This is a genomic window from Bradyrhizobium sp. WYCCWR15520, from assembly GCF_056174665.1.
The window spans coordinates 69,352-93,445 of sequence record NZ_JBWBWM010000009.1 but is presented as its reverse complement, the minus strand read 5'-3'; the positions used below and the strand labels follow the sequence as shown (position 1 = coordinate 93,445).

At 62.5% G+C, this 24,094-nt stretch carries 24 protein-coding genes and 1 tRNA gene; 13 read left to right on the top strand and 12 right to left on the bottom strand.

Annotated features, from left to right (window positions below; translation table 11 throughout):
- The first annotated feature begins 217 nt into the window (after nt 1-217).
- Nucleotides 218-463: a hypothetical protein gene (locus tag AC0QUY_RS12280; protein WP_161853888.1), complete on the top strand. Its 246-nt coding sequence runs from the start codon at nt 218-220 to the stop codon at nt 461-463.
- A 74-nt stretch (nt 464-537) separates the two neighbouring features.
- Here AC0QUY_RS12280 and AC0QUY_RS12275 read toward each other — a convergent pair whose 3' ends face one another.
- Both AC0QUY_RS12275 and AC0QUY_RS12270 read right to left on the bottom strand, forming a co-directional pair.
- Nucleotides 538-1,512, bottom strand: a complete 975-nt coding sequence (locus AC0QUY_RS12275; protein ID WP_475387019.1) for a Bug family tripartite tricarboxylate transporter substrate binding protein — start codon at nt 1,510-1,512, stop codon at nt 538-540.
- Between the two features lie 61 nt (nt 1,513-1,573).
- Nucleotides 1,574-2,269: a sulfite exporter TauE/SafE family protein gene (locus AC0QUY_RS12270; RefSeq protein WP_475387018.1), complete on the bottom strand. Its 696-nt coding sequence runs from the start codon at nt 2,267-2,269 to the stop codon at nt 1,574-1,576.
- Nucleotides 2,270-2,803: 534 nt separating this feature from the next.
- On the opposite strand from AC0QUY_RS12270, the gene AC0QUY_RS12265 reads away from it, so the two are divergent.
- Together AC0QUY_RS12265 and AC0QUY_RS12260 are read left to right on the top strand one after the other, a co-directional pair.
- A complete protein-coding gene (locus AC0QUY_RS12265; RefSeq protein ID WP_475387017.1) occupies nt 2,804-3,220 on the top strand; it encodes a hypothetical protein in 417 nt (138 codons plus the stop codon).
- A gap of 169 nt (nt 3,221-3,389) precedes the next feature.
- Nucleotides 3,390-3,464 (top strand) — tRNA-Thr (locus AC0QUY_RS12260).
- A gap of 450 nt (nt 3,465-3,914) precedes the next feature.
- Here AC0QUY_RS12260 and AC0QUY_RS12255 read toward each other — a convergent pair.
- A complete protein-coding gene (locus tag AC0QUY_RS12255) occupies nt 3,915-5,495 on the bottom strand; it encodes a porin (RefSeq protein WP_161853883.1) in 1,581 nt (526 codons plus the stop codon).
- A 384-nt stretch (nt 5,496-5,879) separates the two neighbouring features.
- Here AC0QUY_RS12255 and AC0QUY_RS12250 point away from each other — a divergent pair, with 384 nt between their 5' ends.
- On the top strand, nt 5,880-6,419 hold the full coding sequence (locus tag AC0QUY_RS12250) for a MarR family winged helix-turn-helix transcriptional regulator (RefSeq protein ID WP_161853882.1): 540 nt from the start codon (nt 5,880-5,882) through the stop codon (nt 6,417-6,419).
- A 148-nt stretch (nt 6,420-6,567) separates the two neighbouring features.
- Here AC0QUY_RS12250 and AC0QUY_RS12245 read toward each other — a convergent pair whose 3' ends face one another.
- The gene (locus AC0QUY_RS12245; protein ID WP_475387016.1) at nt 6,568-7,602 is read right to left on the bottom strand and encodes an alpha/beta hydrolase family protein; all 1,035 of its coding nucleotides are present in this window, start codon (nt 7,600-7,602) and stop codon (nt 6,568-6,570) included.
- Nucleotides 7,603-7,998: 396 nt separating this feature from the next.
- On the opposite strand from AC0QUY_RS12245, the gene AC0QUY_RS12240 reads away from it, so the two are divergent.
- The 3 genes from AC0QUY_RS12240 (at nt 7,999) to AC0QUY_RS12230 (ending at nt 9,471) form a co-directional block, all read left to right on the top strand.
- Entirely contained in the window at nt 7,999-8,217 is a 219-nt protein-coding gene (locus AC0QUY_RS12240) for a hypothetical protein (RefSeq protein ID WP_246738165.1), read from the top strand.
- A gap of 198 nt (nt 8,218-8,415) precedes the next feature.
- Nucleotides 8,416-8,859 carry a hypothetical protein gene (locus tag AC0QUY_RS12235; RefSeq protein WP_475387015.1) on the top strand — a complete coding sequence of 148 codons (444 nt, stop codon included), beginning with the start codon at nt 8,416-8,418 and terminating at the stop codon, nt 8,857-8,859.
- 357 nt (nt 8,860-9,216) lie between these two features.
- The gene (locus AC0QUY_RS12230; protein WP_161853878.1) at nt 9,217-9,471 is read left to right on the top strand and encodes a hypothetical protein; all 255 of its coding nucleotides are present in this window, start codon (nt 9,217-9,219) and stop codon (nt 9,469-9,471) included.
- A gap of 98 nt (nt 9,472-9,569) precedes the next feature.
- Here AC0QUY_RS12230 and AC0QUY_RS12225 read toward each other — a convergent pair whose 3' ends face one another.
- The 5 genes from AC0QUY_RS12225 to AC0QUY_RS12205 form a co-directional block, all read right to left on the bottom strand.
- A complete protein-coding gene (locus tag AC0QUY_RS12225) occupies nt 9,570-9,809 on the bottom strand; it encodes a hypothetical protein (protein WP_475387014.1) in 240 nt (79 codons plus the stop codon).
- Nucleotides 9,810-9,986: 177 nt separating this feature from the next.
- The gene (locus AC0QUY_RS12220; protein WP_475387013.1) at nt 9,987-10,700 is read right to left on the bottom strand and encodes an outer membrane protein; all 714 of its coding nucleotides are present in this window, start codon (nt 10,698-10,700) and stop codon (nt 9,987-9,989) included.
- A 302-nt stretch (nt 10,701-11,002) separates the two neighbouring features.
- Nucleotides 11,003-12,058: an alpha/beta fold hydrolase gene (locus tag AC0QUY_RS12215; RefSeq protein WP_475387012.1), complete on the bottom strand. Its 1,056-nt coding sequence runs from the start codon at nt 12,056-12,058 to the stop codon at nt 11,003-11,005.
- A gap of 197 nt (nt 12,059-12,255) precedes the next feature.
- Entirely contained in the window at nt 12,256-12,648 is a 393-nt protein-coding gene (locus AC0QUY_RS12210; protein ID WP_475387011.1) for a hypothetical protein, read from the bottom strand.
- Between the two features lie 248 nt (nt 12,649-12,896).
- The gene (locus AC0QUY_RS12205; RefSeq protein WP_475387010.1) at nt 12,897-13,211 is read right to left on the bottom strand and encodes a His-rich protein BRANT; all 315 of its coding nucleotides are present in this window, start codon (nt 13,209-13,211) and stop codon (nt 12,897-12,899) included.
- A gap of 306 nt (nt 13,212-13,517) precedes the next feature.
- On the opposite strand from AC0QUY_RS12205, the gene AC0QUY_RS12200 reads away from it, so the two are divergent.
- Nucleotides 13,518-14,048 carry a tetratricopeptide repeat protein gene (locus AC0QUY_RS12200; RefSeq protein ID WP_161853872.1) on the top strand — a complete coding sequence of 177 codons (531 nt, stop codon included), beginning with the start codon at nt 13,518-13,520 and terminating at the stop codon, nt 14,046-14,048.
- Nucleotides 14,049-14,196: 148 nt separating this feature from the next.
- Here the strand turns inward: AC0QUY_RS12200 and AC0QUY_RS12195 are convergent, their stop codons facing one another.
- The gene (locus tag AC0QUY_RS12195) at nt 14,197-15,777 is read right to left on the bottom strand and encodes a S10 family peptidase (protein WP_475387009.1); all 1,581 of its coding nucleotides are present in this window, start codon (nt 15,775-15,777) and stop codon (nt 14,197-14,199) included.
- A 291-nt stretch (nt 15,778-16,068) separates the two neighbouring features.
- Between AC0QUY_RS12195 and AC0QUY_RS12190 the strand changes: the two genes are divergently transcribed.
- The 5 genes from AC0QUY_RS12190 to AC0QUY_RS12170 all read left to right on the top strand — a co-directional run bounded on the left by AC0QUY_RS12190 (nt 16,069) and on the right by AC0QUY_RS12170 (nt 21,114).
- A complete protein-coding gene (locus AC0QUY_RS12190) occupies nt 16,069-16,740 on the top strand; it encodes a hypothetical protein (protein WP_475387008.1) in 672 nt (223 codons plus the stop codon).
- Between the two features lie 49 nt (nt 16,741-16,789).
- Nucleotides 16,790-18,919 (top strand): adenylate/guanylate cyclase domain-containing protein, encoded by a 2,130-nt coding sequence (locus AC0QUY_RS12185; RefSeq protein ID WP_475387007.1) that lies wholly within the window; start codon nt 16,790-16,792, stop codon nt 18,917-18,919.
- Between the two features lie 124 nt (nt 18,920-19,043).
- A complete protein-coding gene (locus tag AC0QUY_RS12180) occupies nt 19,044-19,823 on the top strand; it encodes an NAD kinase (protein WP_161853868.1) in 780 nt (259 codons plus the stop codon).
- A 145-nt stretch (nt 19,824-19,968) separates the two neighbouring features.
- Nucleotides 19,969-20,514, top strand: coding sequence for a response regulator (locus AC0QUY_RS12175; protein ID WP_161853867.1), 546 nt, complete (start codon nt 19,969-19,971; stop codon nt 20,512-20,514).
- A gap of 21 nt (nt 20,515-20,535) precedes the next feature.
- Nucleotides 20,536-21,114, top strand: a complete 579-nt coding sequence (locus tag AC0QUY_RS12170; protein WP_161853866.1) for an Hpt domain-containing protein — start codon at nt 20,536-20,538, stop codon at nt 21,112-21,114.
- Nucleotides 21,115-21,391: 277 nt separating this feature from the next.
- Here the strand turns inward: AC0QUY_RS12170 and AC0QUY_RS12165 are convergent, their stop codons facing one another.
- Nucleotides 21,392-22,567: a DUF2336 domain-containing protein gene (locus AC0QUY_RS12165; protein WP_475387006.1), complete on the bottom strand. Its 1,176-nt coding sequence runs from the start codon at nt 22,565-22,567 to the stop codon at nt 21,392-21,394.
- A gap of 447 nt (nt 22,568-23,014) precedes the next feature.
- Nucleotides 23,015-24,079 (bottom strand): transglycosylase SLT domain-containing protein, encoded by a 1,065-nt coding sequence (locus tag AC0QUY_RS12160; RefSeq protein ID WP_475387005.1) that lies wholly within the window; start codon nt 24,077-24,079, stop codon nt 23,015-23,017.
- Nucleotides 24,080-24,094: the final 15 nt, after the last annotated feature.

Genomic DNA, 24,094 nt, shown 5'->3' with positions numbered 1-24,094 from the left:
CAGGTCGATTTTGGTCAATGCTTGATGCACCTCCGGATTTAAGCAGATTTTTGGACTCCGCACCGGCCTAGATCGAGCGCGCATCGCGGTGCCATCGGTGCAATGATCATTCATTGCCATGATGGTGAACATGCATTCAAGAAAGTTTCTCGGTGTTCCCTGCAACAGGCCACGTCGGCATTCGTTTTATTCGCGGTACAACGAGTGGAGAGGAACAATGAGAAAACTCGCTTACGTGCTGGCCGCTTTGGCGATTGTCGCCGTCGGTGCGCCCACGGCCGCAAGCGCAGGCGGATTCGGCGTCTATGTGGGCGGCGATCGGGACTATTACGGCGACCGTTACTACGGCGGTCCCCGTTTCGGATTCTATGAACGCGATCGTGGCCTGCATCGCGGATGGTATCACCGCAACTATTATGGCGACCGAGGCGTCGTCATCCGGCGTCATTACTGGGACGACTAGTGAAGACGCTGACTAGTGAAAATGGCCCCCCTCCAAGGGGGCCATTTTTCGTCTGATCGGCCGAGCGTCTATCCTCAATTCGTAATCTTGTAGCCCGTCTCTTTCACGATCGGCTGCCAGAAGGCGGTGTTGGCGGCGAGTTCCTTCGTCAGGCCTTCCGGCGTCGAGCCCACCGGGATCAGGCCGATGGCGCTGAGCTTTTCCTTGACCTCCGGCTTGGCGAGCGCGGCGGCGGCCGCTTCGCTCAGCTTTTTTGCAAAATCCAGCGGAGCGCCTGCCGGCAGCCACATGCCGTACCAGGCATCCGCCACCAGATCGACGCCGCTCTCCCGCAGGGTCTGCGCCTCCGGCAAGAACGGCGAACGAGCCGCGCTGCCGACCGCGAGAATGCGGACGTTGCCGGCGCGATGCTGCGGGATGGCATCGGTCAGCGTGGAAATCGCGAACGGCATATGGCCGCCGACGAGGTCGTTGATGATCGGCGCGCTGCCACGATAGGCCACGCGGGTCAGCTTGACGCCGAGCGCCTGCTCGAGCCGAGATCCCGTAAAATGCGGAATGGTGCCGTTGCTGGGCACGCCGAACGTCGCCTTGTCCGGATTGGCTTTCAGCCAGGCAACGAACTGCTTGAAGTCCTTGACGTCGGCCGGGACGGCTGTACCGACGAACACACAGAACTCGAAGCGCGTGAGCTGGCTGACCGGCACGAAATCCTTTGCCGCGTCGAAGCTCGGTGTGGTCTCGACCATCGGCAGCAGATACATCGTCGGCCCCGTGGTGACGAGGATGGTGCTGCCGTCGGGAGGAGCCCCCTTCACCGCCTTGATGCCGATCAGTCCATCGCCGCCGGTCCGGTTCTCGACGATGATGTTGCGATCGAGCAATGGGGCGATGTGCTGCGCCAGCAGCCGGCAAAGCGCATCCCCGCCGCCGCCGGCCGCAAACGGAAAGATGATCCTGGTCAGCGGCCCGGCCTGCGCGAACGCCTTGCCTGTCACCGCGACCAACGAACATGCGGCGCTTCCGGCCAGAAAATCTCGGCGTTTCATCCTGTCTCCTCCCAGCACGCTATAATTGTTCACCGGCCTGTACGCCGAGGCGAGCCGGGCCTCAGGCCAGCACCGTCTCGACCACCGTCATTATTCCGATCGCGATCGTGGCAAGGCCGACGGCCCCCTGCAGGCCGCGGTTAGCCCAGGTAAGCGAGCGCGCAGAGACCGCAAGCGGCACCGCGATCACTGTCGACAGCGCCCCCATGCCGATCATCGAGCCGACTCCGAACAGCGCGACATAGCCGAGCCCAACGGCGGGGCTGGAGGCCTGCGTCACCGCGAGCACCAGAAGCGCAGCTGAGCCTGCCATGCCGTGCATCAACCCGACCAGCAGGGTCCGCCAGCGGAAGCCGTGGTCATGCGCGTGCGCCGCGCGGGCGTGCGGCGTGGTTTCACCGGCATGGCTATGGGCGTGGAAATGCACCGTGCCGTCGTCATGGCCGTGCCGGTGGAAATGCACGCGGTCGCGCCACAGCCGCCACAGCACATGCGCCCCGAGGCCGACCAGCATCAGGCCGACGGCGGTCTCGATCGGGCGGGCAAAACCGTCCGGAATCGCGCGGCCGAGCAGGATGGCAGCGCCGGTAAAGACGAACAGAGTGAGCGTGTGGCCGAGCCCCCAGGTCAGCCCGTGCTTGACGATATCGGCGACATGGCTGCGGCGTGCGGCGATGCTGGAGACGGCGGCAATATGATCGGCTTCGAGCGCATGCTGCATGCCCAGCAAGAACCCCAGCCCCAGAATTCCGAACATACGCCCCCTGCTCGCTGTATCAGTTGAAGTCCGGCTCAAGCCCGAACTTCTCATTTTGGATTTTGCCTGCGTCTTCTTCACACGAACCGGTAGCCCGCCCGCGGGTCAAGTCCGAGCCAGGCTCGCTCGAAAACGCCATGAAATACCAGCTGGAAGTCTTTGTCAGGTCAAGACTTCATCGAACAGGCTTTTCATCGACGCCCAGGAGCGGCGGTCGGCCTGCTCGTTGCAGACGCGGCGCGCATCATCGAACCGTCGGCAGCCGGGTTGGTGAACCCGTGCAGCGTGTTGCCGTAGGAAATGACGGTAATCGACGTCGCGCGTCTGCGTGCATTTCCCTGAATTTCTCGTGGCTGATCAACCGGCGGCGGACGGAACTTCACACCAGTGTGGAGATCGCACAACCGAAATTGCAAGGTCTCGCGCCGATCCGCGCAGGGCATCACGCTGGTTTGTCTCGGCGCGCGCGCCTGCCGAGGAACGATCAAGCATATGCACGATTGGCTCGCGTCTCCCCGCAATGGAGTACTCCCCATGACAAGATATGGAATGCTAGCCGCCGCGATCTTCGCTTCCGCGCTGGCAACCCCCGCCTTGGCGCAGCAGGTCATCTACAATCCCGGCTATTGCGCGCAGTTCTATCCGAACGCCAATTGCCAGAATCGGGGACCGGGAAGCCCCTATGGCAGCAGCTACTACCAGCGGCAGGCCTATCAAGACCGCGCCTGGCGCAACAGCTATAACCGTTATGACAACAGTGGCTTCTGGCCCGCCGATGTCGCAGCCGGCGTCGGCGGCGGCGCGGTCGGCACTGCGGCTGCGATCGCCACTGCCCCGGCCGCCATCGCCGCCCCGATCGGCGGCGACGAATACGCCCGGCGCAACGGCTTTGTCTGCACCCCCGGCACCTGGTTCCGCGGCGACGACGGCCGCAGGCACATCTGCCAGTGAGACCAGCCGAATCAGCACGAAAAGGCGGCCGAAAGGCCGCCTTTTTCATGCGCGGCCGACGGCGAGAGACTCGCCGAGGTTCTGGCCCTTTGCGGACAAGTCTGGTATTCGAGCCGCGAAGATCGGCCCACGGCGGGAATATTTCACGCTCGCCTATCGCTTCAAATTCGCCGGCTTAGCTCAGCGGTAGAGCAGCGGTTTTGTAAACCGAAGGTCGGGGGTTCAATCCCCTCAGCCGGCACCATGTCCCAAGTCTCAAGGCACGCAGCACTCCGCTTTTTTTGTGCCCACTTCCGACAGCAGAGCTTTTCTTGCCGAGAGGAAGCCGCCGCTCGCGCGGCACGCTCCGAATCATGGAATGCACATGCCCTGAAAAAGTAAAAACCTCCGGCAGGGCATTGCCGGAGGTTTCGGAGGTTTATCATGAAGGAGTATTGCGCCCCTTCAAGATCAACAGGCAGCCAGCTAGCAACTGACCACTTGAGCCCATATTAGATTATATAATTACATGAGTAAATCACATTTTTCCATTTTTTATCGTTTCCAGACTTTTTCTGGTAGTCCACCGATCTCTTTCCGCCGTCTACGCATCACCTGATGCCGGGCCAGCATTTGCGAAGATGAGCATCAGACAAAGAAAAACCCCCGGCAGTTGCCTGCCGGGGGTTCTCCTAGTGTTTCAAGTCTTTCGGGATCAGAAGTTGCGCTGAGCGCGAACGTTCAGGAACACCGTGCTCTGGTCCTTGAACTCGTACAGAGCATTCGGCTTCGGAGCAGTCGCGGTGAACGTCGAGCTGCCAGCCATCTTCTGGTCGAGGAAGAATGCGCCGACTTCAGCCGAGAACGTCAGGTTCTTGACGGGAGTCCAGCGGGTGACCACACCAACCTGGGCGATGTTGTAGTCCGGGTTGCAGCTGTAGGTACCGTTACCAGCAACACCGGTCTGACCGGCGTGAGTTGCCGCGAAGGCTGCGCAGTAGACGCCCTTGGCGGACGCGATGCCAGCCAGGTTGTCGTTGGCACCACCGTCATAACGGACGGAGGCGTAGCTGCCCCAGAGGCTGGTCGACCAGTAGGGATCCCAGTTGTGGTTGAACGCACCACGGATACCCCAAGCCGAGGTCAGGATGATGCCGTTCGTGACGCCCGGCAGGTACAGGCCGTCGGAGACGGCACCGAAGCCAACGCTCTGGTAGCCGCCGGCAATGCCGGTGTCACCGAACATCGCGAAGTTCGGCGACCCGCCGCTCGTCGAGATCACAGCCTTGGTGGCACCCTTGGCGTAGGTGGCGTCGATCTTGATGTCGTCGCCCGCACCGGTCGGGAGGTTCTTGATCTGCAAGGCAGCCGTCACCGCACCGCCCCACTTGTCTTCGGGGTGACCGGAGATTTCCGACAGGTTGGTCGGAGCGCCGCCGGCGCCGAGGGTGTTGTAGGTAGCGCTCACGAGGTGAGCCATACCTGAAATCTGGAACAGACCCCAAGCCTGGTCGACGCGGATGTTACCGACGATGTCGGGAGCGTGCACGCCGCTGTAGGCGTTGGTGCCGACACCGTTGACATTGATGCCGTTGGCAATGTTCCAGACCGCAGTGCGGTTGAAGACGGACGGATCATCGAGACCGATGGTGGCCGACACGCCGTTGCCGAACTGGGCGGTGTACTGGATGTTGTTGACGCCGGTGACGTAGTCCGGACCGCCCATCAGGTACGAGTTGTTGTTGCCCGGATAGCCATTCCACGGGGTCGCGTAGGCCGAAGCCGACTTACCGAAGGTGAAACCAGCGAACTGGATGAACACCATTTCAACCGCGACATAGCCGCCGCCTGCCGTGGAGAGCAGCGCGTTGTTGAGGGGCTGGCCGGTGGTGGCGGCAGTGCCCGGGTTGGTCGTTCCGAAGTTCTGGAACTGGAAGTCGGCCTGACCGAAGGTGCGGACAACGCCGTATTCGGTGGCGGTACGGGTATCAACCGTCAGCGCCATACGAGAACGGGAGAGGAAGTAATCGCGGTAGCGATTGCCCTGGCCGCCGTCGCCGTTATAGAACGGACCGCCATAGACGCCGCCGTTGAACGTGGTGTCAACGCGCAGATAACCACCCAGCTTGATGCAGGTGTCGGTGCCCGGGATGTAGAAGAAACCCGCGCCATACAGGGAGCAGATCCTCACGTACTCGACCGCTTTGGCCTTGACCGGAAGATCGGCCGCCTGCGCCCCGCTCATGGCGATCAGACCCGCCGCTGAGCCGAGAACAAGGCTCTTGATCATATTCATGTTAAACCTCCAAGTTGCTCTCTGCAGAACGAGGGCGGACCTCTGACTTATCCCCCAGAGGACGGCCCGCCCCCGTTCATGAAAACCGCTCAGTCGCTTCGCGCCTTCGGACACACCCGCATGAACGCGAGGGACTTAAGCGAACCACCAAAACGGAACGATCGAGGACCCCCCTGACCGTCTTCAGAACTATGCATGCGCAACTTACGTAATCAAAATACTTTATGAACTCAGCTATATCGATACCAAACGACTGTGTCGCCGGTGCCACACAGCCCCAAAGGCCAATTTGCTTCCGAAATGGCGCATGTACTCTCCGCAATTGGATGAATTTGTTATGAAATCAGCTAAGCTGCTTCGGGCAGACTTGGAGCTGGAAGCGCCATGGGACAGGAAACCCGGAAGGGACCGGACTCGCCAAGCCGCGCCAAGCGCGGAGCCTCGCATGAGTTCGGCGGGCAGAATCACGACATCGCCCGGCAGTTCGCCTGGGAGATCGCCGCCATCAACGTGCATCTCCAGGAGATTCGCTATTTCTGGGCAAAAGCCCTCGGCATCAGCGGCCCGCAATGGATGATCCTGATGGCGCTGGCCGATCTGGATCAGGGAGAGGGCGTACCGGTGAAGGTGGTGTCAAAGATGCTCCACGTTGACCCGTCCTTCGTAACGACCCAGTCGAAAATGCTCGAGAAGAAAGGCTTCATGCGCCGGAAGGCATCGGAGGACGATGCCAGGGTCGTGCAGATGTCCCTGACAGACAAGACCTATAAGCACATCGCAAGCCTGGCTTCTCAGCAGGAGGAGCTCAACAACTTCATCTTTGCGGAGTTCAGTGACCGTGAACTCAGCGAGTTTACCAGCAAACTCTCGGCACTGAAGAACCGCCTTGAGAAGGCCAGCCTGAAGGTTGCCATAGGCATATGAATTGCTGCCGCCCGGCTAAAGCGCGATGAGTTTTCTTCGAAGCATCATCCCGTTTTATCTTTTTGTTTGAGCGTGATCTCCGCGCAAACGCGTTCGCGTTTATCGCGAGGAAAAACCGCTACGCGGCCCTGCGGGTCCGGATCAAGCTCTAGTTCGTTGCCAACTTGAGACGGTCGGCCATCCAGTCGAAAATGAACTCGTTGGCGAGCGTGGGATTGTCGCTATGCCCTTGCGCGGAGGCCGTTTCGGAGCCCTCGAAGATTTTTAGTGAAATGTCGGGCTGATCGACCTTCAACCGTTCGAACAGATGGGTCGCGCGGTCGCTTTCGAGCCAGCCCTCTGCGCCCAAGGTAATCAGGACTGGGCAGCGGAATTTTCGCCTGAGCCAGCCGCCGTCAGCCCCAGCATTCCCGGGGCCCGACGGAAGACGGCCCATCAGAAAAGCCCGCTCCTGCATATCCCAAATTCCGCCGTCGCAAACCGCCGCGGTGAAACGATTGTCGAGAGCGACGCCGCGCGCCACAAAGGAAGATCCTGCCCCGTCACCGAGAATTCCTATCCGGTGTTCGTCGATATCATCCCTCATCGTGAGGTAGTCCACTACGTGGCTGATCGACGTTTCCAGGTCGGGGGGAGCAACGACGTCTTCGAATTTGGTGCTTGCGTCCGAGCCAAACAGGTCCACCGCCAGCAGCGACATTCCCCGCTCGCGGGCGTAGCGCGCGACCTTGAAGAGATATTCCTCCTTCCGATGCCCCGGGTCGCCCATGCATATGACGACAGGTCCGCGACCAGAAGTTGCCGCTGGCAAAAAATATCCTTCCAGCGCGTGACCTTCCTGCCAGGGAATCTCCACGACCTCGCCGGCAGGCGTCAAATGTGAGATGTAGCGGCGAGCGCAGACTCGCATGGCTTCGATTGCGCCCTGCTGCTTCTTGTCGGCGATATCGAATGCGAACGCTGACACCTGATAATAATTGAGGGCGCGGAGCCAGTTGCTTTGTGCGGTCAGTACATGACCTCGCTCCAGGGAAGCGTTGGCGCGCGCATTGTTGGCTTCCGCCATCCTCGTCCATTCCCGATACCAGGACTCGCCGCCGTCGCTTGGATCAATTCGGCTAGCAGCAAGGAAGCATTCGGATATCAACGAGCCGCCTTCCTGGGCCATGCCGAGCAGCTTCACGAATTCGATCGAGAATTCTTCGTAGTCAGGCCATTGAATCCAGCCTCCCGGACTAAAATGAACGTTCATGTCAGTAACAGAATCCGCACAGCGACAGCTCAACCTGCCGGGTTATCATGTTGTATAAATGCAACCATTGTATGTATGCAAGCATACATATGGATAGTTTCGAGGGTTAGCCAGCGCTTCGGCCGGCAATTTTGTTTGGGGCAACTCATATCGGACCAGGCTCGCGCACTGGTAAAAGCTCGCGGATCACCTGCTCGTTAAAAGTGCAGTTCCAGCATGGTTCTCGGATCGCACCCTGCACTTGCTCCGCTCGCCGCTGACGCGCCAGGAACCAGGGCCCGCTCCTTACGTTTTCCTTCCATGAGAATTCGCGAAGAAAACTGCAACATGGTTCTGCTGGCTGCCGTCACATTGGTCAGCGTGGCGATTGCAGGAGGCGCGATGCTGTTTGGGCTGGATGACCAGCCGGTTCGGCTCGCCGATCGAGCCACCGGCGTCGAGCAGGCTCCGACAGCCGACAAGCGCATCATCTATGTCAACGACCAGCCGCCGGTCCGCGTGATCGGCGCGCCCTTCGTCCCGAACACAAATCCCCGCGAACGCTAGCGCCGGCATTAAACAACCCGCGCTTGCAGGAGTGACATCGTCGCTCGGCGTGACGCCCGCATCTGCCCGCCAGCAGACCGAACTGTCACCGTTTTGTCACCTTGCGCGCAAAAGCAAAGGTGTTATCCACCGTTACCTCCGCGGCCGCTTGATTCCACAAAAGCCGTTTGATGGAGTGGCTTGGGCCGAGGTGTTTCCATGAAATGGATGAAGGAACGCGATCTCCTGATCGCGCAGACGATGGCGTTCGTGCAATCGGTAACCGGCAAGATGCCGGAGGCCGAGAAGACGATCGCAGCGCCGGTTGCCCTGCCCGCCGTCGAGCTAGTCGAGTCCGCCCGCGCAGCCGCGCCATTGCCCGACATGCCGTTGCCTGTCATGCCGTTGCCCGACATCAACACTGTGTTGGTAGAGACGACGCCCGCCGTCCCCGCGCCAATCGACATGTCGAAGGAGCTATCAAGGCCTGCTCCCCTCCCGCGTCTCGACCTGCGAGACGATTTCCAGGCCGAGATCAGGGCGCGGGTCGCGAATTTCCGCGCTCATCAAGAGCGGTTCAACCGCGAGCGGGAGGCCTATTGCAGCGCGACCATGGCCAGGGTGCACGCCTCGCTCCGGGAAGGAGAGCCGCCGACGAAGTAGACGTTAGACGCCGGACCGCCCTCCCCGATATGCGTGCGACGTTCAGAGCCAAGCATAGACCAGCGCCATGTTGGCCGCGCAGGCGACCAGCAGGCAAACGGTCAGCGTGAGTTGAACACGCTGGCAGGAGGTCTGAAGGCTCGTTCTCATGGCCGGAACCATCCGGCGATTCTGGCCGGGGAGTCTCGGGGATTCTTTTTTCCGGGATTTACGGCTCGTTAAAGACTCAGAGACTCCACGAAAATGGGCCGAAACGAGCCAATTTGCTCCTGAAACAGCCTGTGGAATGGCGACATGGCAGCCAAGCCCGAAACCCGGACCTGGCTTCCGCGTTGACCGTTTTTACCGGAGCCGACAATGCCCTACGCGCTGTTCTCAAACGATGCCAAGCTCAGCAAGGCTTATCCCACCGCGGCCGATGTCTGGAAGATTGCCCAGAAGAGCGGCCTTGTGGTCGACGTTGTATCCGAGCGAGGCAATGCCGGCCCCCGTCCGGTGCTGGACCACGATTACGAGATCAAGCCGTGCCAGCTCGAGCCGCATGAAGACCCGGCCCGAAACAAGGCCGACGCCGAGCGCGACGCGCAGACGGAATTGCAGTTGGCGTCATAAGGCAGTTGGCGTCAAAAAGACGGTCGGACGCCAGACAAGCGACCAGCCTCGGCCTATGGGTCCTTCGCCGGGACGACATCCGAGCGGCAAATCGGATCTTACGGCGTCGCCGAGGCCAGCGATGCCTGTTCCGCAGACAGGGTGACACAGGCCTTGCGCCGCTGCAGTCCCCTGATCGCGCCGGTTACCTTGCGCACCTTGCCGACCCCGCATGAGGGATCCTGCACGAAGGCGATTTCATAGGGAGCAAGGATAAGCGGTTCGGATTTCAGGACAGTTTGGGCAAGGCACGGAGACGCCGCTGCGGAAATGATCAGCCCTAACGCAAAAGCACGCATGTTCGTTGTCCCACCAGCCGGCCGGAACCATAATATCGGATCATGACGAAAAGTTGCATGCAGCGCGAAATTTTTTTGCGACCGCTAAAACCTGCGTCGCACACTCGCCTTCCGCATTCCCAAAACAAAAAGGCCGGCGTGAAGCCGGCCTTTGCGCAGCTGATAGCAAAGTCGCTGTCAATATCTGGAAGCGGCAGGGCCACCCCAACCGAACCGGTAGTTCACGCCGACCTTGGCGGTGTGCTCGTCGTCGCGGAAGCTGCGGCCGGTGATGTCAGCCGGGCCTGAGGTGAAGGTGGTGCTGCCGAAATTATAGTACTGATACTCGGCCTTGGCCGACCAGTTCGGGGCGAACATGTATTCAAGGCCGCCACCGACGGTATAGCCGTCCTTGCGGTTGCCATTGGTGGTGAAGCCCGTCGGCACGCCGGCCACCGATACCCCGAGATTGTTACCGTCGCGCCAGCCGTAACCGCCCTTGGCGTAGAGCAGCGCCGGGCCCCAGGTGTAGCCGAGCCGGCCGGTCACCGAGCCGAGCTGGTCGGTGTTGGAGGTCACGACGGTGCCGCCCGGAAATACCGTGCCATTATTACCGCCGCCGGACAGCCAACTATATTGGGCTTCGGCACCCAGCACCCAGTTCGGCGCGAACTGATAGTCGAAGCCGCCCTGCACGCCGCCAAGGAAGCGGGCGTCGCTGCTCTGCAGGGAGTTGCTGCCTGCGAAGGCGCCGCCGACATGGCCGCCGAGATAGAATCCGGTCCAGTTATAGACCACCTGCGGCGCGGTATAGGCCGGCGCCTTGGTGTAGGGGCGCGGCGGCATATCGGCCGCAAAGGCTGGAGCCGCCATGGCGGCCAGCGCGGCAGCGCCGAGCAGTAACTTCTTCATCGTCTATCCCCGTTACGAACGTTGCGGATATCAATCCAAACAACGTGACCTCATTTAGGTTGCTTTGCGGCATTGGCCTGCGACCCGACGGCGCGCTGCTGTGACGGTAGAGCAACAAAGCGTTCCAGTTCCCTCGCATGTAAGGTTTTTTTCGAGGTTAACCGGGGGATTTCCCGCTTAGGTGATGTCGGGGATGAATAAAGCGAGGTTCAAGCATCGCCGAAAAGTGATCGGAATTCGTTCACGGTTCCGCCTCAGGAACGCCGCCAGAGGCGGGTGGCCGCCGGCGGCTGTATCCTCCCTCATCCTCGGTAACCCGCCACCTCGACGACGGCATCGGCAAACGCCTGCGGGGCTTCCTGCGGCGGGTTATGTCCGATCCCGCCGGTGAGCAGCCGGTGGACATATTTGCCGGAAAACTTCTTGGCATAGACGCTGGGGTCCGGATGGGGCGCGCCATTGGAGTCACCTTCCAGGGTGACGGTCGGGACCGAGATGACCGGAAACTCGGCCAGCCGCTTTTCCAGCTCGTCGTATTTGGCTTCGCCCGAGGCAAGGCCAAGCCGCCAGCGGTAATTGTGGATCACGATCGCGACGTGGTCGGGGTTGTCGAAAGACGCCGCGCTCCGCTCGAAAGTCGCGTCATCGAAACTCCACTTCGGCGAGGCGAGCTGCCAGATCAGCCTGGAAAACTCGCGACGGTATTTCTCGTAGCCGAGCCGGCCGCGCTCGGTCGCAAAATAGTACTGATACCACCATTGCAGTTCGGCCGACGGCGGCAGCGGCTTGGCGTTGGCCTGCTGGCTGCCGATCAGATACCCGCTGACCGAGACCAGCGCCTTGACGCGCTCCGGCCAGATCGCGGCGACGATGTCGGCGGTCCGCGCACCCCAGTCGAAGCCGGCCACTACCGCCTTTTCAATCTTGAGCGCGTCCATCAGCGCGATCACGTCATTGGCGAGCGCGCCCTGCTGGCCGTTACGCGGCGTATCGGCCGAGAGGAAGCGCGTCGTGCCATAGCCGCGCAGATACGGCACGATGACCCGGAAACCTGCCGATGCCAGCACCGGGGCCACATCGACGAAGGCGTAGATGTCGTAGGGCCAGCCATGCAGCAGGATGACGGCGGGACCATTGGTGGGCCCGGCTTCGGCGTAACCGATACTGAGGACGCCAGCATCGATCTGCTTCAGCGCGGCAAACGAGGTGTGCGTGCCCGGCTTGACCGCCCCTGCGCCGGATTTGGCGTCGCCGGACTGGGCGAACAGACCACCACTCAGGGCGAATGGTGCGGCGGCAAGGGTTATGGCGGCGGCGCTGAGGAAGCGGCGGCGGTCAGGCGTAACGGGCTGGGACATTAGATCTCGCTCCTACATCTTACACGATTAGATCGGACGCGATATAAATAACCCGTCCACGCAATGTCAATTGTTGCGATCTAATCGGATGCGACACAGATCATCACACTCTCGTGTGGGGCCGGGACCGGAGGAAGCTGGCAGCAAGGATCCGGCCGTCCAAGATTCTGCGCCCTCGACGTAAGCGCTACGTGAATCTAGCGCGTCATTTTCTCAAGTTCCGCGAACGGCGCATAGGCTACGCCGGCACAGGGCTCGGCAGCGTTTTCGATAATGCGGTCGAGCCGCCCATCGACAAAGAGGATGGCGCGTTCGCGCGGCTCGCGGTAGCCGCCCTCGGATTCGCGGGCGCTGAACCTCACGCAGACGAGATAGCGCTGCCGCCCGCCGATGACGCGCTCGACCGGCTCGGCCATGGCAGCGTCGCGCACACCGACGGGATTGTTGAGATAGGTCTTCAGAAACGCCAGCACTTCGGCGCGGTAATTTTTGGGAAATGGCTGGCTGGAGATGCCGCGATCTTCCGTAAAGGTGATCGGCTTGCCCTCGTCGCTGGCCGCGCAGGCCGAAAGCGCGATCGGCAATAACATGATCGCTGCGATTTTGACTGAACGCCCCAAGCAAACCTTCAAGCGAACTCTTCCCCTGCCCGATCGCCGTCTCTTAGACCGATCGGCGGCGGAATGGAATTCGCAACTCGGTTATCCCCTCACGCGGCTCTCGAAAAATTGAGCGCGCGCCAGCCCACGGCCATTAGCGAAGCAAATGGCGCGTGGGCTGGCCTGACATTCGCTGGCGCGGGGGCAATGGGGGCGAAACGCGCGCCGGCGAATCAGATTCAGCTACGCTTCGCGGAAGGCGTCACGTGCTTGACCGCGATGTGCGGCTTCGCATGCGTCTTCAGCGCGCCGATGTGCTTGTGGTGGCGGTGATGCCGGTAGTGCTTGTGATGGCGGCCCATTTTGGCATTGGCGTTCAGCGCCTTCGATTTGCCCTGCTCCGCCTTGATGACAGGCGCCTGCGCACTCTTGTTCACCGGAGCTTGAACGGTCTTGTTCGCCGGTGCCTGCGCGGTCTTGGCCGGCGTGCCGGCAAGTGCAGGCGCGGCGAGAACGGAAACGGCAACGAGCGCTGCGGAAATGGTCTTGAGCATGGTTATCTCCTTTTCCTTTTCCCTTGGGACCCGCGGGCACTCCGGTCGAACGGAAGGGCTCGCCGATCATGCAAGCGACGCTAGCGGCCGCGCGCTGAACCCCTCCTGAATCGAACTTTCGGACTCCGTTCATCTGAATAGCTCCGTTCATCTGAATGACATCTTCGTCATGTCCGCTGACGACGGGCCGCCGATGAAAATTGGCGGAATCGCGGTGAAAGGCATCCGGGAATGTTTTCAACCGCCAGGTGTTCAAACCAACGGGCTTCGGTGTAGGATCGCCGGGCTGGCCATCAGGAGATATGCATGAATAAGTTAGCGATCAGGCTTTTGACTCTCGCAATGTTGTCGCTCACGCTTGCGGCAGCCCCTGTCGTTACCGTCGTTTACGCCGCGCCCGACAACGATCCACCGCCGCCGCCAAAGAAGAAGAAATCCAGCGAAGCCCGTCCCGGCAGCGAGACCGCTTTTGCCGACGGCTATCGCGCCGCTTACGCCACGATCTATGAGCGCCACGACTATGCTGCGGCGATCGCGCAATTGAAGGCACTCGGCCGTGACGACACAGCCGCCGTCGCCAATCTGATCGGCTATTCGTATCGTCAGCTCGGCGACTACAAGGTCTCGCAGATCTGGTACGAGCGCGCGCTGAAGGCCGATCCGAACCACGTCAAGACTTGGCAATATTATGGCCTGTGGCAGGTCGAACAGGGCAATCGCGATCAAGCGCAATTTCACCTGAACAAGATCGCTCAGCTCACCGGCACCTCGAGCGAGGAATATCGCTCGCTCGCCGCCGCGCTGGAAAAGGCCCCGGGCACGGGGCTTGTGTATTGAGGTATTGACGTTTCCCCGTCATTGCGAGCGAAGCGAAGCAATGCATTTCACGCCGCGACATGGGTTGCTTCGTCGCTTCGCTCCTCGCAATGACGAAGAAAAAGCCGGCGCAGTTGCAAGGACTGCGCCGGCTTTTTTGCTTTCGAATTTACTTCATCACCTTCTCGACTTCCGCACGAAACGCCTGACGCGTGGCGTCGCGCGAATAGAACATGTGGCCGCCGGGATAGACGACGAGTTTCACCCGGTCCGACCGCGCATAGGCCGGCAACTGGTCGAGAATGACCTTCGAGGCGAAATAAGGCGTCGCAAGATCGAACAGCCCATGGCTGACCAGCAATTTCATTTTCGGGTCGAGCGCCAGAATCTGGCGCAACTGTGAGACCGACTCGGCCGGTCCGCGGCCGAAATCCCAGGCCCTGTACACGGCCTCGTTGAGCAGGTGATACGAACCATCGGGGCGCCAGTTGAGTTTGCGCGTGGTGAGGTCGACGGCCGCGCTGGTCAGCGGCGCCATCAGGGAATCGCCGGACGGATCGCCGAAATGCGAGTAGTTCGAATCCGGATAGGGATCGATGCCCGAAACCGAGGCGTCGTAACGTCCGGTCACGCGGCCGTTGCTGCGGTCGAACTCCCTGCGGAATTCGCCGATTTCAAAACGGCCGGCAAGCCTGCGGCTGACCGCCTGATCAATGCCGGTCAATGACGCAACCTTGTCGGCCAGCCGCGTCGTCGCTTCCTTGTCGGCCTGTCCCTTGACGAGATCGGTCAGAAATTCGCCCTGCGCATAGCGCTCGACGTCGGCGAGGTCGGCGCGCGTCACCTTGCCTTCTCCCTTGGCCTCGCGCGCCACCGCCGCCATGCTCGGCAAAGTGTTCATGTATTGCAGGAGGCTCGAACCGGAGAAGTCGCGGTAGTCGAACAAGGGTGAAACAAGGATCAGCCCACGCACGCCGACGCCCTGCTGGGTCTGCAAATTGCGCACGATTTTCGGTCCGCGGATGCCGCCATAGCTTTCGCCCGCGACGAATTTCGGCGACTGCAGGCGGTCGTATTTCTCCAGCCAGCGCCGGATCACCAGCGCGACCGCGCTGACGTCGCCGTCAACGGAGTAGAACCGCTTGCGCGCGTCCTCGCCGGTCGCGACGAAGCGGCTGTAGCCGGTGCCGACGGGATCGATGAAGACGAGATCGGTGAAGTCGAGCCAGGTCTCGGCGTTGGGCAACAGATCAGGCGTTGCCGATGACACCGCGCCTTCACCCGCGATCGACACCCGCCAGGGACCGGCGGCGCCGAACTGCAGCCAGGCCGACGACGCGCCCGGGCCGCCATTGAACAGGAACGTCACCGGCCGGCTGCCGCGATCGGCGCCGTCGAGCTGGTAGGAGGTGTAGGCGATATCGGCCTGAGGCTCGCCCTTGTCGTCGAACAGCCGGATCGAGCCGGCGGTAGCGGTGAAGTTGAGCGTGCGGCCGGGCAGCGCCAGCGTCTGCCTGGTGGTCGAATCCGGCGGCAGGCGGTGCTGCTCGGCCGCAGACGGCGGCGGCGCGGCAGTACCCCGCCCGGCTCCACCCTTCTGGCCCGATGGCGACGGTGACGGCATAGCCGCGCCCGGCTGCTGCGAGGTGGGCGAACTCGCCTCCTCGGCGCGCGCGCTGCCTACGCAACACACGACCAGAAGGATGGCGGCAAGACGCATGGGGCGCGCCGCCGTGAAACGAAAAGCCATACCTTGCTCCCTGCGCGCACCCCGCGATCCAGCCGCTCCTTACGGATTCTGCCGCAAGACTGCGACAATGGGGTGGTGGTGCACAACACGGAGAAACCTGCCCGAAAATCACAATCCCGACAGCATCCCGTGAGAAAGTAGCCCGCCACGTCCGCTGATTGTCCCCGCCGGCGGTTAGGTGCTATCGGTCGGTTCCGCGGACGTATTTGCCCGGTTTTTTGATCCATCCATGAAACCATTCTGGCGCTGGCGCGACTAATGAACCTGCGCTTTTCAATGGGGTCCCAACAAATGAAACGTACGATTGCTGTCTGTCTCGGACTGCTGGCGCTGGCTTCTCCGGCAGCGGCAGATTCGCCGTCCGCGGTGGTCGAGGAAGTTCAGGGCAAGGTCACCGGCGCGGAGTTCATGGATTATGTGACGCCCAAGGCCGTCATCAAGGTCGGCGACGGCGGCTCCGTCATTCTCAGCTATCTGAAGTCATGCCGGCGCGAGACGATCAGCGGCGCCGGCACCATCGTCGTCGGCACCGAGGAGAGCGCCGTTCACCTCGCCGACGTCAAAGCCGAAAAGACCAATTGCGACGCCAACCAGGCGAACGTGACGACGCGGGAGACCAGCGGCGTCGCCGCCACCGTGCTGCGCAGCGTCGACAGCACCAAGGCAGCTTCCCTGCCGCAGCCACAGCTCACGCTTTACGGCGCCTCGCCATTGGTGGAAGCCAAGGGACGCGGCAAGCTGGTGATTCGGCGCCTCGACGTGCCGGATGAGCGTCAGGAAATTAGTCTGGGCGGCACCCAGCTCAAGGGACGGTTCCTCGATTTCGCCAGCGAGAACGTCGCGCTGGCGCCCGGCGGCCTCTACGCCGCCTCGTTCAAGTCGTCGAAAATCGTGTTCCGGGTGGATCCGCAGGCCAAGCCCGGCGCGACGCCGATTGTCGGCCGGCTGTTGCGGATGGAATAGGCGTGGCGGACCTTCCAGCTTGAGAGTAAGGCGCAGCACGCGCAACAGGATGGCGATCGCCGCCATCGCGCTGATTTGCGCCGCCGCGTCGGTTTCTCCCGCGGCCCGGCCGATCCGCGGGCTCTCCCTCGATATCCTCACGGCGCTGCGCTGGGATGTGTTCGGCCGAACGCAGGATCCCGCCGCTTCGCCGGCGGTCGTCGTCGCGATGGATGAGGAGAGCCTGCGTACCGCCCCGTTCAAGGACGCGCCGATGCTGACCTGGACCGGCGAGATCGGCCGCGTGCTGTCAGCGACGCTCGAAGGCGGCGCCAAGGTCGCCGGCTTCGACATGGTGATCCCGAAATCGATCGAGCAGTCGGAGATACCATTCGGCGAAGGCACGCTCGGCGAGAAGGTCCGCGGCTTCGACCGTGATTTTCTTCGCGCACTTGCCGGTGCGTCGGCGAACGGCAAGGTGGTGCTGGGAGAAATCCTGGGCGGCAACCAGCCGGTCCGGCCGTCGCCGGGGCAGCGCGTCGCGGTTCGCCAGCAGCAGAACATCCGCCCGCTCAACGTCCACGTCGACAGCGACGATATCCTGCGGCGCATGCCGCTGAGTTTTGCCGTCAACGGCACGAGGGTGCCCTCGATGGCGGTCGAGTTGGCCTCGCGGGCGCTGGGCGCTGCCCCCGAATTCGACGAGCGCGGCAGGCTGACGCTCGCCGGCTACCAGGTTCCGGGCCGCGTGCCGAACACGATGACGCTGAATTTCGAAGGCGGCGGCGACGACATTCCGACCTTCACCTTTGCCGATCTGCGCGCCTGCGCGGTCAAGAACGACAAGGACTATTTCCGGCGCTGGTTCGCCGGCAAGGTCGTGATCTTCGGCAGCGTTCTCGACATCGAGGACCGTCAGCAGACGTCCAAGCGCTTTGCCACCGGCATTGAGGGCGCGCGCGTCCAGCGCTGCACGAACGAGAGCACGCCGGTCCCAGCCAGCTTCAAGAAGAGCACGATTGCAGGCGTCTATATCCATGCCACGGCCGTCAACAACCTGATCGCGCGCAATGGCGTGATCGAACCCGGTCCGCTTCCCCGTCTGCTTATCGCGAGCCTGATTGCCGCGCTCGCCGCGGCCGCTGCCTGGCTGTTCCGGCCCGTCATCGCCTTCGCGGCCTGGACGGGCATGATCGTGCTTGGCGTGGCGGTTGCGACCATCGCCTTCAACCATGCGCTGGCGCTGCCGGTGGTCGAACCGTTCCTGGCCAGCCTTGCAGCGTTGTCCGCCACGATCGGCTTCCGCTTTGTCGTCGCGGACAAGGACCGCCGCCTGCTGCAAAAGAGCTTTGCGCTCTATCTCGCCCCGCACGTCATCAACCGCATGCTGTCGTCGAACAAATTGCCTGAGCTCGGCGGCGAGACCCGCAACGTGACGGTGTTCTTCTCCGACATCGAAGGATTTTCGCTGATCGCGGAAAAGATGTCGCCCGACGGCCTGATGGAGCTGATGAACGAATATCTGTCGGCGATGACCGACGTCATCGAGAGCCATGGCGGATATGTCGACAAATATATCGGCGACTCCGTCGTGGCGGTGTTCGGCGCGCCGGCCGACGATCCCGATCATGCCGCCAATGCTGCGCGCGCCGCGCTGGACTGCTGCAAGCAGCTTGCCGAACTCAACGCTTCTTCACCACTCTTCCAGGAATACCGACTGGCACAGCGGATCGGCATCAATTCCGGCGAGGCGCTGGTCGGCAATTTCGGATCGCGGCGACGCTTCAACTACTCCGTGATGAGCGACGCCGTAAACCTGGCGTCGCGGCTGGAGGGCGCCAACAAATTCTACGGCACCACCGTGATCGCTTCCGAGACCACGGTTGCGCTGGCCGGCGAGGCCTTCGCCTGGCGCGAACTCGACGCCATCAGGGTCAAGGGACGAACCCAGGCGCTGAAAATCTACCAGTTGCTGGCACTGGCGGCCGGGCTGACGCCCGCGCAGCAGACATTGATCGCCAACTACGCCGACGGGCTGGCGCACTGGCGGGCCCGCGAATTCGAACGCGCCGCCGAGTGTTTCGGCCATTCGGCCGATATCGACCGCCCTGCGGCGTTGTTTGCCGCGCGGGCCCGGGAATTGGCCCAGAATCCGCCGGGCCCGGACTGGGACCCGATCCGGACATTGCAGGAAAAATGACATCCCGATGACCGCCGGTTTACGTTACCGGCGCGAAAGGGCGGTCCGGCCATCTCGACAAGCCCCGACAAGGTGTATAGACGAGCGCGGCGCAATCCGGCGCCAGCTGTGAGTTCGTCTTCCCATGGCCACTTCCAAGCGATACGACCGGATCGCCTTCGTCGCGAGCGCAAGCGCCGAGGCGCAGGCCGCGCTGGCGCAGCTCGTCAAGCTCTACGGCAACCACGCCTCCGCCGATGCCGACGTCGTGGTGGCGCTCGGCGGCGATGGATTGATGCTGCAGACGCTGCACGCCCATATGCGCTCCGGCAAGCCGATCTATGGCATGCATCGCGGCACCGTCGGCTTCCTGATGAACGAATTCACCACGCACGATTTGCACACGCGGCTGGCAGCGGCCCGGGAATCCCTGATCAATCCGCTGCTGATGCGCGCCACCGACGTGCATGGCGCGGTGCATCTGCATCACGCCATCAACGAGGTCGCGCTGTTTCGCCAGACCAACCAGGCCGCGCATTTGCGCATCCTGATCGACGAACACGAGCGGATGGCGGAATTGATCGCCGACGGCATCCTGGTGGCGACGCCGGCCGGCTCCACCGCCTATAACCTGTCAGCGCAGGGACCGATCCTGCCGATCAACGCCGCGCTGCTGGCGCTGACCCCGATCAGCGCGTTCCGCCCCAGACGCTGGCGCGGCGCCCTGCTCCCGAACTCCGCCTTCGTGGTGATCGAGGTGCTCGAGGGCGAAAAGCGCCCCGTCGCCGCCGCCGCCGACCATGACGACGTGCGCGACGTCCGCCGCGTCGAGGTGCTCTCGGACAAGACGATCTCGATGCGGATGCTGTTCGACCCCGGTCACAGCCTCGAGGAACGCATTCTGCGCGAGCAGTTCGGGTCCTGACGCCGTCGGGGGCTGGCTTGGAACTGAATCCCCTGTCTGAAAATGGTGTCGCGCAAGTCCAATACGCCCGCTTCGCAACCATTCCTTAACGGCCGCCGCGATATGGTTAACGCCAGTATACCGTTTTGCTGGGCCGGGCCGGACCATGTATCGCATCGACTTCAACAAGCTGCGATTTCTGATTTGCGACGACAATCCGCATATGCGCCGCATCCTGCGGACGTTGCTGCATTCGTTCGGCGCGCGCGAAGTCTATGAGGCCGAGGACGGCGCCACTGCGCTCGAAATGTACAGCCACTACGTGCCCGACATCGTCATCACCGATTGGGCGATGCCGATCTTCGACGGCCTCGAACTGGCGCAGATGATCCGGCAGCCGGAATCCAAGGGCAATCCCTACGCCCCCATCATCATGCTGACCGGACATTCGGAGAAGCGGCGCGTGACGGTCGCGCGCGACGCCGGCGTCACCGAGTTTCTGGCCAAGCCGATCTCGGCCAAGGGCCTCTACCAGCGCATCCTCAACGTCGTCGCCAGCCCGCGTCCCTTCATCAAGACCAAGACCTATTTCGGCCCGGACCGCCGGCGCAACACCAACAACACCTATATCGGCCCCGAGCGCCGCGTCGGCGGCGAGGTGGAAGTGATGCAGCAGCCGTCGCTGCTCGACAAAGCGCGTTCGAACGTCTAGCGCGAGCCTGGAGAGACCATCATGGCCAAAGAAAAGCTAGGCACGATACAGGTCAAATCGTTTGCCGATCACCACGTGATCACGCAGCCCAATCCGCTACGCAAGGTGCTGCTGCGCGTTCCCGAATCCGATCTCGACGATCCCGTTGGGCGCGCGGAAAAGGCGCTCGCGGGATTGTCCGGCGAATTCAAGACGTGGATGGCGATCGAGGCCGACCGTCTCTCTGCCGCGCACGCGGTCATCCTCCGCGACGGATTCACCGTCGACAACCGCGAAGAACTGTTTCGCGCCGCCCATGACATCAAGGGCGACGCCGCCACTTTCGGCTTCCCTTCCGCTGGAGCTGCCGCCGAAAGCCTGTGCCGCATCATCGAACACGCGCCCGACCTCGACCAGGTCCCGCCCGAGCTGATCACCCACCACATCAACGCCATTCAGGCGATCGTGCGCGAACGCACCAAGCTCGACACCGCCGTGATGGCTAGCAAGCTCAGCAAGCAACTGCGCGGCGTCGCAGACGAGTTTTTGCTGAAGGTCAACCGCGACCGACCCGAGCATCTCGAAGCGATCCTGGCGCCGAGCATCGTTCCGGCGGAGTAGGACAAAACGGGATTTCTCCACGCGTCGTCCCCGCGAACGCAGCGACCCATACGCCGCGGCTTCTCGATTTAAAACATGCTGGTCGATGACTTCACGTAACCACAACGGCTGTGGTTATGGGTCCCTGCGTTCGCAGGGACGACACCGAATGTGTTGCTGCAGCTTCGTAGGGTGGGTAAAGGCGTTCTTGCGTCGTGCCCACCATCCTTTGCGCTGCTAGAAATGGTGGGCACGCTTCGCTTTGCCCACCCTACAAGATCTACGAAATCTTCGGATCTTACGCCGCGATCAGATCGCGCACGGGCGGCACGAACGCTTCGTCGGCGACCAGTTCCTCGCAGAACATGCGGGCTTCCTCGCGCGCGGACTCGGTCGCAAAACGCCGCAGCAGGATCAACAACGGCTCGGCAGCCTTGCGGTCGGTCTCGCAATAGGTCAGCACGCGCTCGACCATGCGGCGGCGCAATCTTGCGGCGCCGCCGACCGTATCGACAAAACCGGTCTCATGGCTGACCTCGAGCGCGATGCGGAAGGCGCCGAACGTCGATTCGGGGAAGCCGGCACGGATCAGGAGCGCCTGCAGGCTGGCGCCGCCGCGGTCGTGCAGCAGCGCGGTGACGCGGGCCAGCGGCAGGTCGGCCAGTTCGGCGAGCGAAGCATCGAACAGGTCGAGATTGCCCGACAACAGCGCGCGCAGGATCAGGCCCGCGGTCAGTTGCCCGGTGGCGCGCAGGTGCCGGATCAGCCCGGCCATGTCCTCGCCGCGCGAACGCGCCGCGATGTTCACGGCCGAGCGTTCGCGCGCCTCGCTCGCGAGCCGCCCAGCCCGGTCGGCGCTCAGCCAGTTCCGCGCGACGACGAATTGCGCCAGCGTCTCGGAGAGTTTGGCAACCAGTGCCGCGCGGGTCGCGGCGGGCAAGCCTTCGAGCACCAACATCGATTCCCTGATCGCGGCGAGATGGCCGTGACGTTCGACGATGCGGTCCCAGGAAAACGGCGCCAGCTCAGCATAGGCGTTTTCGATCAGTTCGAGCGCTGCGGCCGCCGAGCCGACTTCGGCAATCGCGGCCGACACCGAAGGCGGCAGATGGAGGCGGCGCGCGATGGCGCATTGCATGTCGCTGTTGCCGGTGGCGACGATGTCGACGAGGTCGGCATCGATCAGAAGCGGCGAATGTTCGAGGACGGGAAGCGCGATCGAGGGCTGATCGAGCGATAGCGCCTGCACGATCGCGGCCGGCGCATCCGAACTGCGAGCGAAGACTTCCGCCATCGCCTGGCGAACCAGCGGCGACGGATCATCGAGCTGCATCAGAAGCGCGCCTTCGGCGGCGATGCGGTCGTCGTCGCTGAGATCTGAAATCAACCAGGCCCGCGCCAACGCCCGCGTCGCCTCTGCCCGCTCGCCTGCCGGAGCGGTACGAATCCAACTGATGAACTGCCGAACGATCATGGTCCTGGCTACGCAACCTCAAACGACACCGGAACGCGATGCCACTATTAGAAAAAATAAACCATGACGCTTAACAAAGGGTTCACCATAAACGGCTGGTATTATTGACGTTTTGTTAAGGGAGGGACAACGCCTCGTTAATGTTTTAGGACCGCGTCGCGATAATGGATGCTTTCCTCTCCCGTTTTTTCCGGGAGCCGACCACGATGAAGATCGCCGAAGCGCTCGAGCGGTTCACCAGAAGATGGGCGTTGGTACATCCGGTAGGGAAATCCCGCGTAGCAACCCTGCTCCATCGCTCACCATTGTCGACGGCGTGCGCCAAAGAGCTTCGTGCTTTCCGGTGAACAACTCGGGCCCGACGCGAGCGAACGAAGAATCCGGCGGCCCCTTCGTGACAGGCACGTCCAAAAGCCTTCGTATCCTGCCGGACACCCTCCTCTGTCGCTAGCTTGAGAACGTGCCGTTGCGGTCGCTGAACAGATCGAGCCTTCCGGGGGCGCGGACCTCGGGCTTGTGGCCCGACAATGCCGTGCTCGTGGAAGCAACCGAGGTTGCTGGCGCAACCGAGGTTGCTGGCGTAACCGAGGTCAGCGACGAATTGCTGCCCCACAATTCCTGCACCGCGGGCGAGATCGGCTGGGTGCGTTCGCCGGCCTGGAACAGCGAGCGGAAGATCGGCTCCGTCGAGGCCGAGGCGGTCTGCGACGCTGCTGCGACCGGCGTCACGGCGCGTTGATCCGGGAAGCTCGAGAGATAGGCCGCGTTGTCGATTGCGGTTGCCATTGGCGCGGCGCTACTCGCCACCGCGACGCGCCTTGGCAGGTCGCCGCCTGCGGCCGCCATCGCCGTGCGCGTCACCGGCGAGTTGGCGGCAGCCACGTAGCGCGTGCTCAGCACCGAATAGACCTCGGAGACGCTGCGCGGCTGCCCGGAGCGGTCATAGAAGATCGATTGGTTGGCCGCCGCTGCATTCGGAAACATCCGCACGGCGGAGGCGTTCGGATTGTCCTCGGCGCTCTGGATCAGTTTGCCGGCGCCGCCGACGCCCATGAAATGCGCCATATAGAGTTCGGCGTCGGTCGGGCGGCGGCCGATCTTGCCGGTCAGCTTGAAGCTGTTGGATTGCGTCAGCACCCCCGCCATCGCCGACGCGGCCTCAGGATCGTCGCGCAGCCGCATGATCGAGGCGCGCGCGGTGGGATCGTCGACCGAATAGCGGCCGTCGGAATTTTTGGTGATGGCGTCGGCATATTTATCGTAGCCGAGATGAGGTCCCGCCTCCTTCACCGTGCCGAGCCAGGTCTGGTCGATGAACTGAAACAGCCCGCGCGCCGACGAGGTGGTGGCGGCCGCCTTCGGGTTGAAATTGGATTCCATCTTCGCGGTGGCAAGCAGGTATTCGAAGCTGGCGCCGGTGGTCGAGGCCGCCTGCTTGATCGAGCCCGCGATCCTCGCGCGCGTGGGATCGACACCTGCCGCAGCCGTGGCGCTTGTTGTGTCGACCGCCATGTCTCCGCTGCCCCG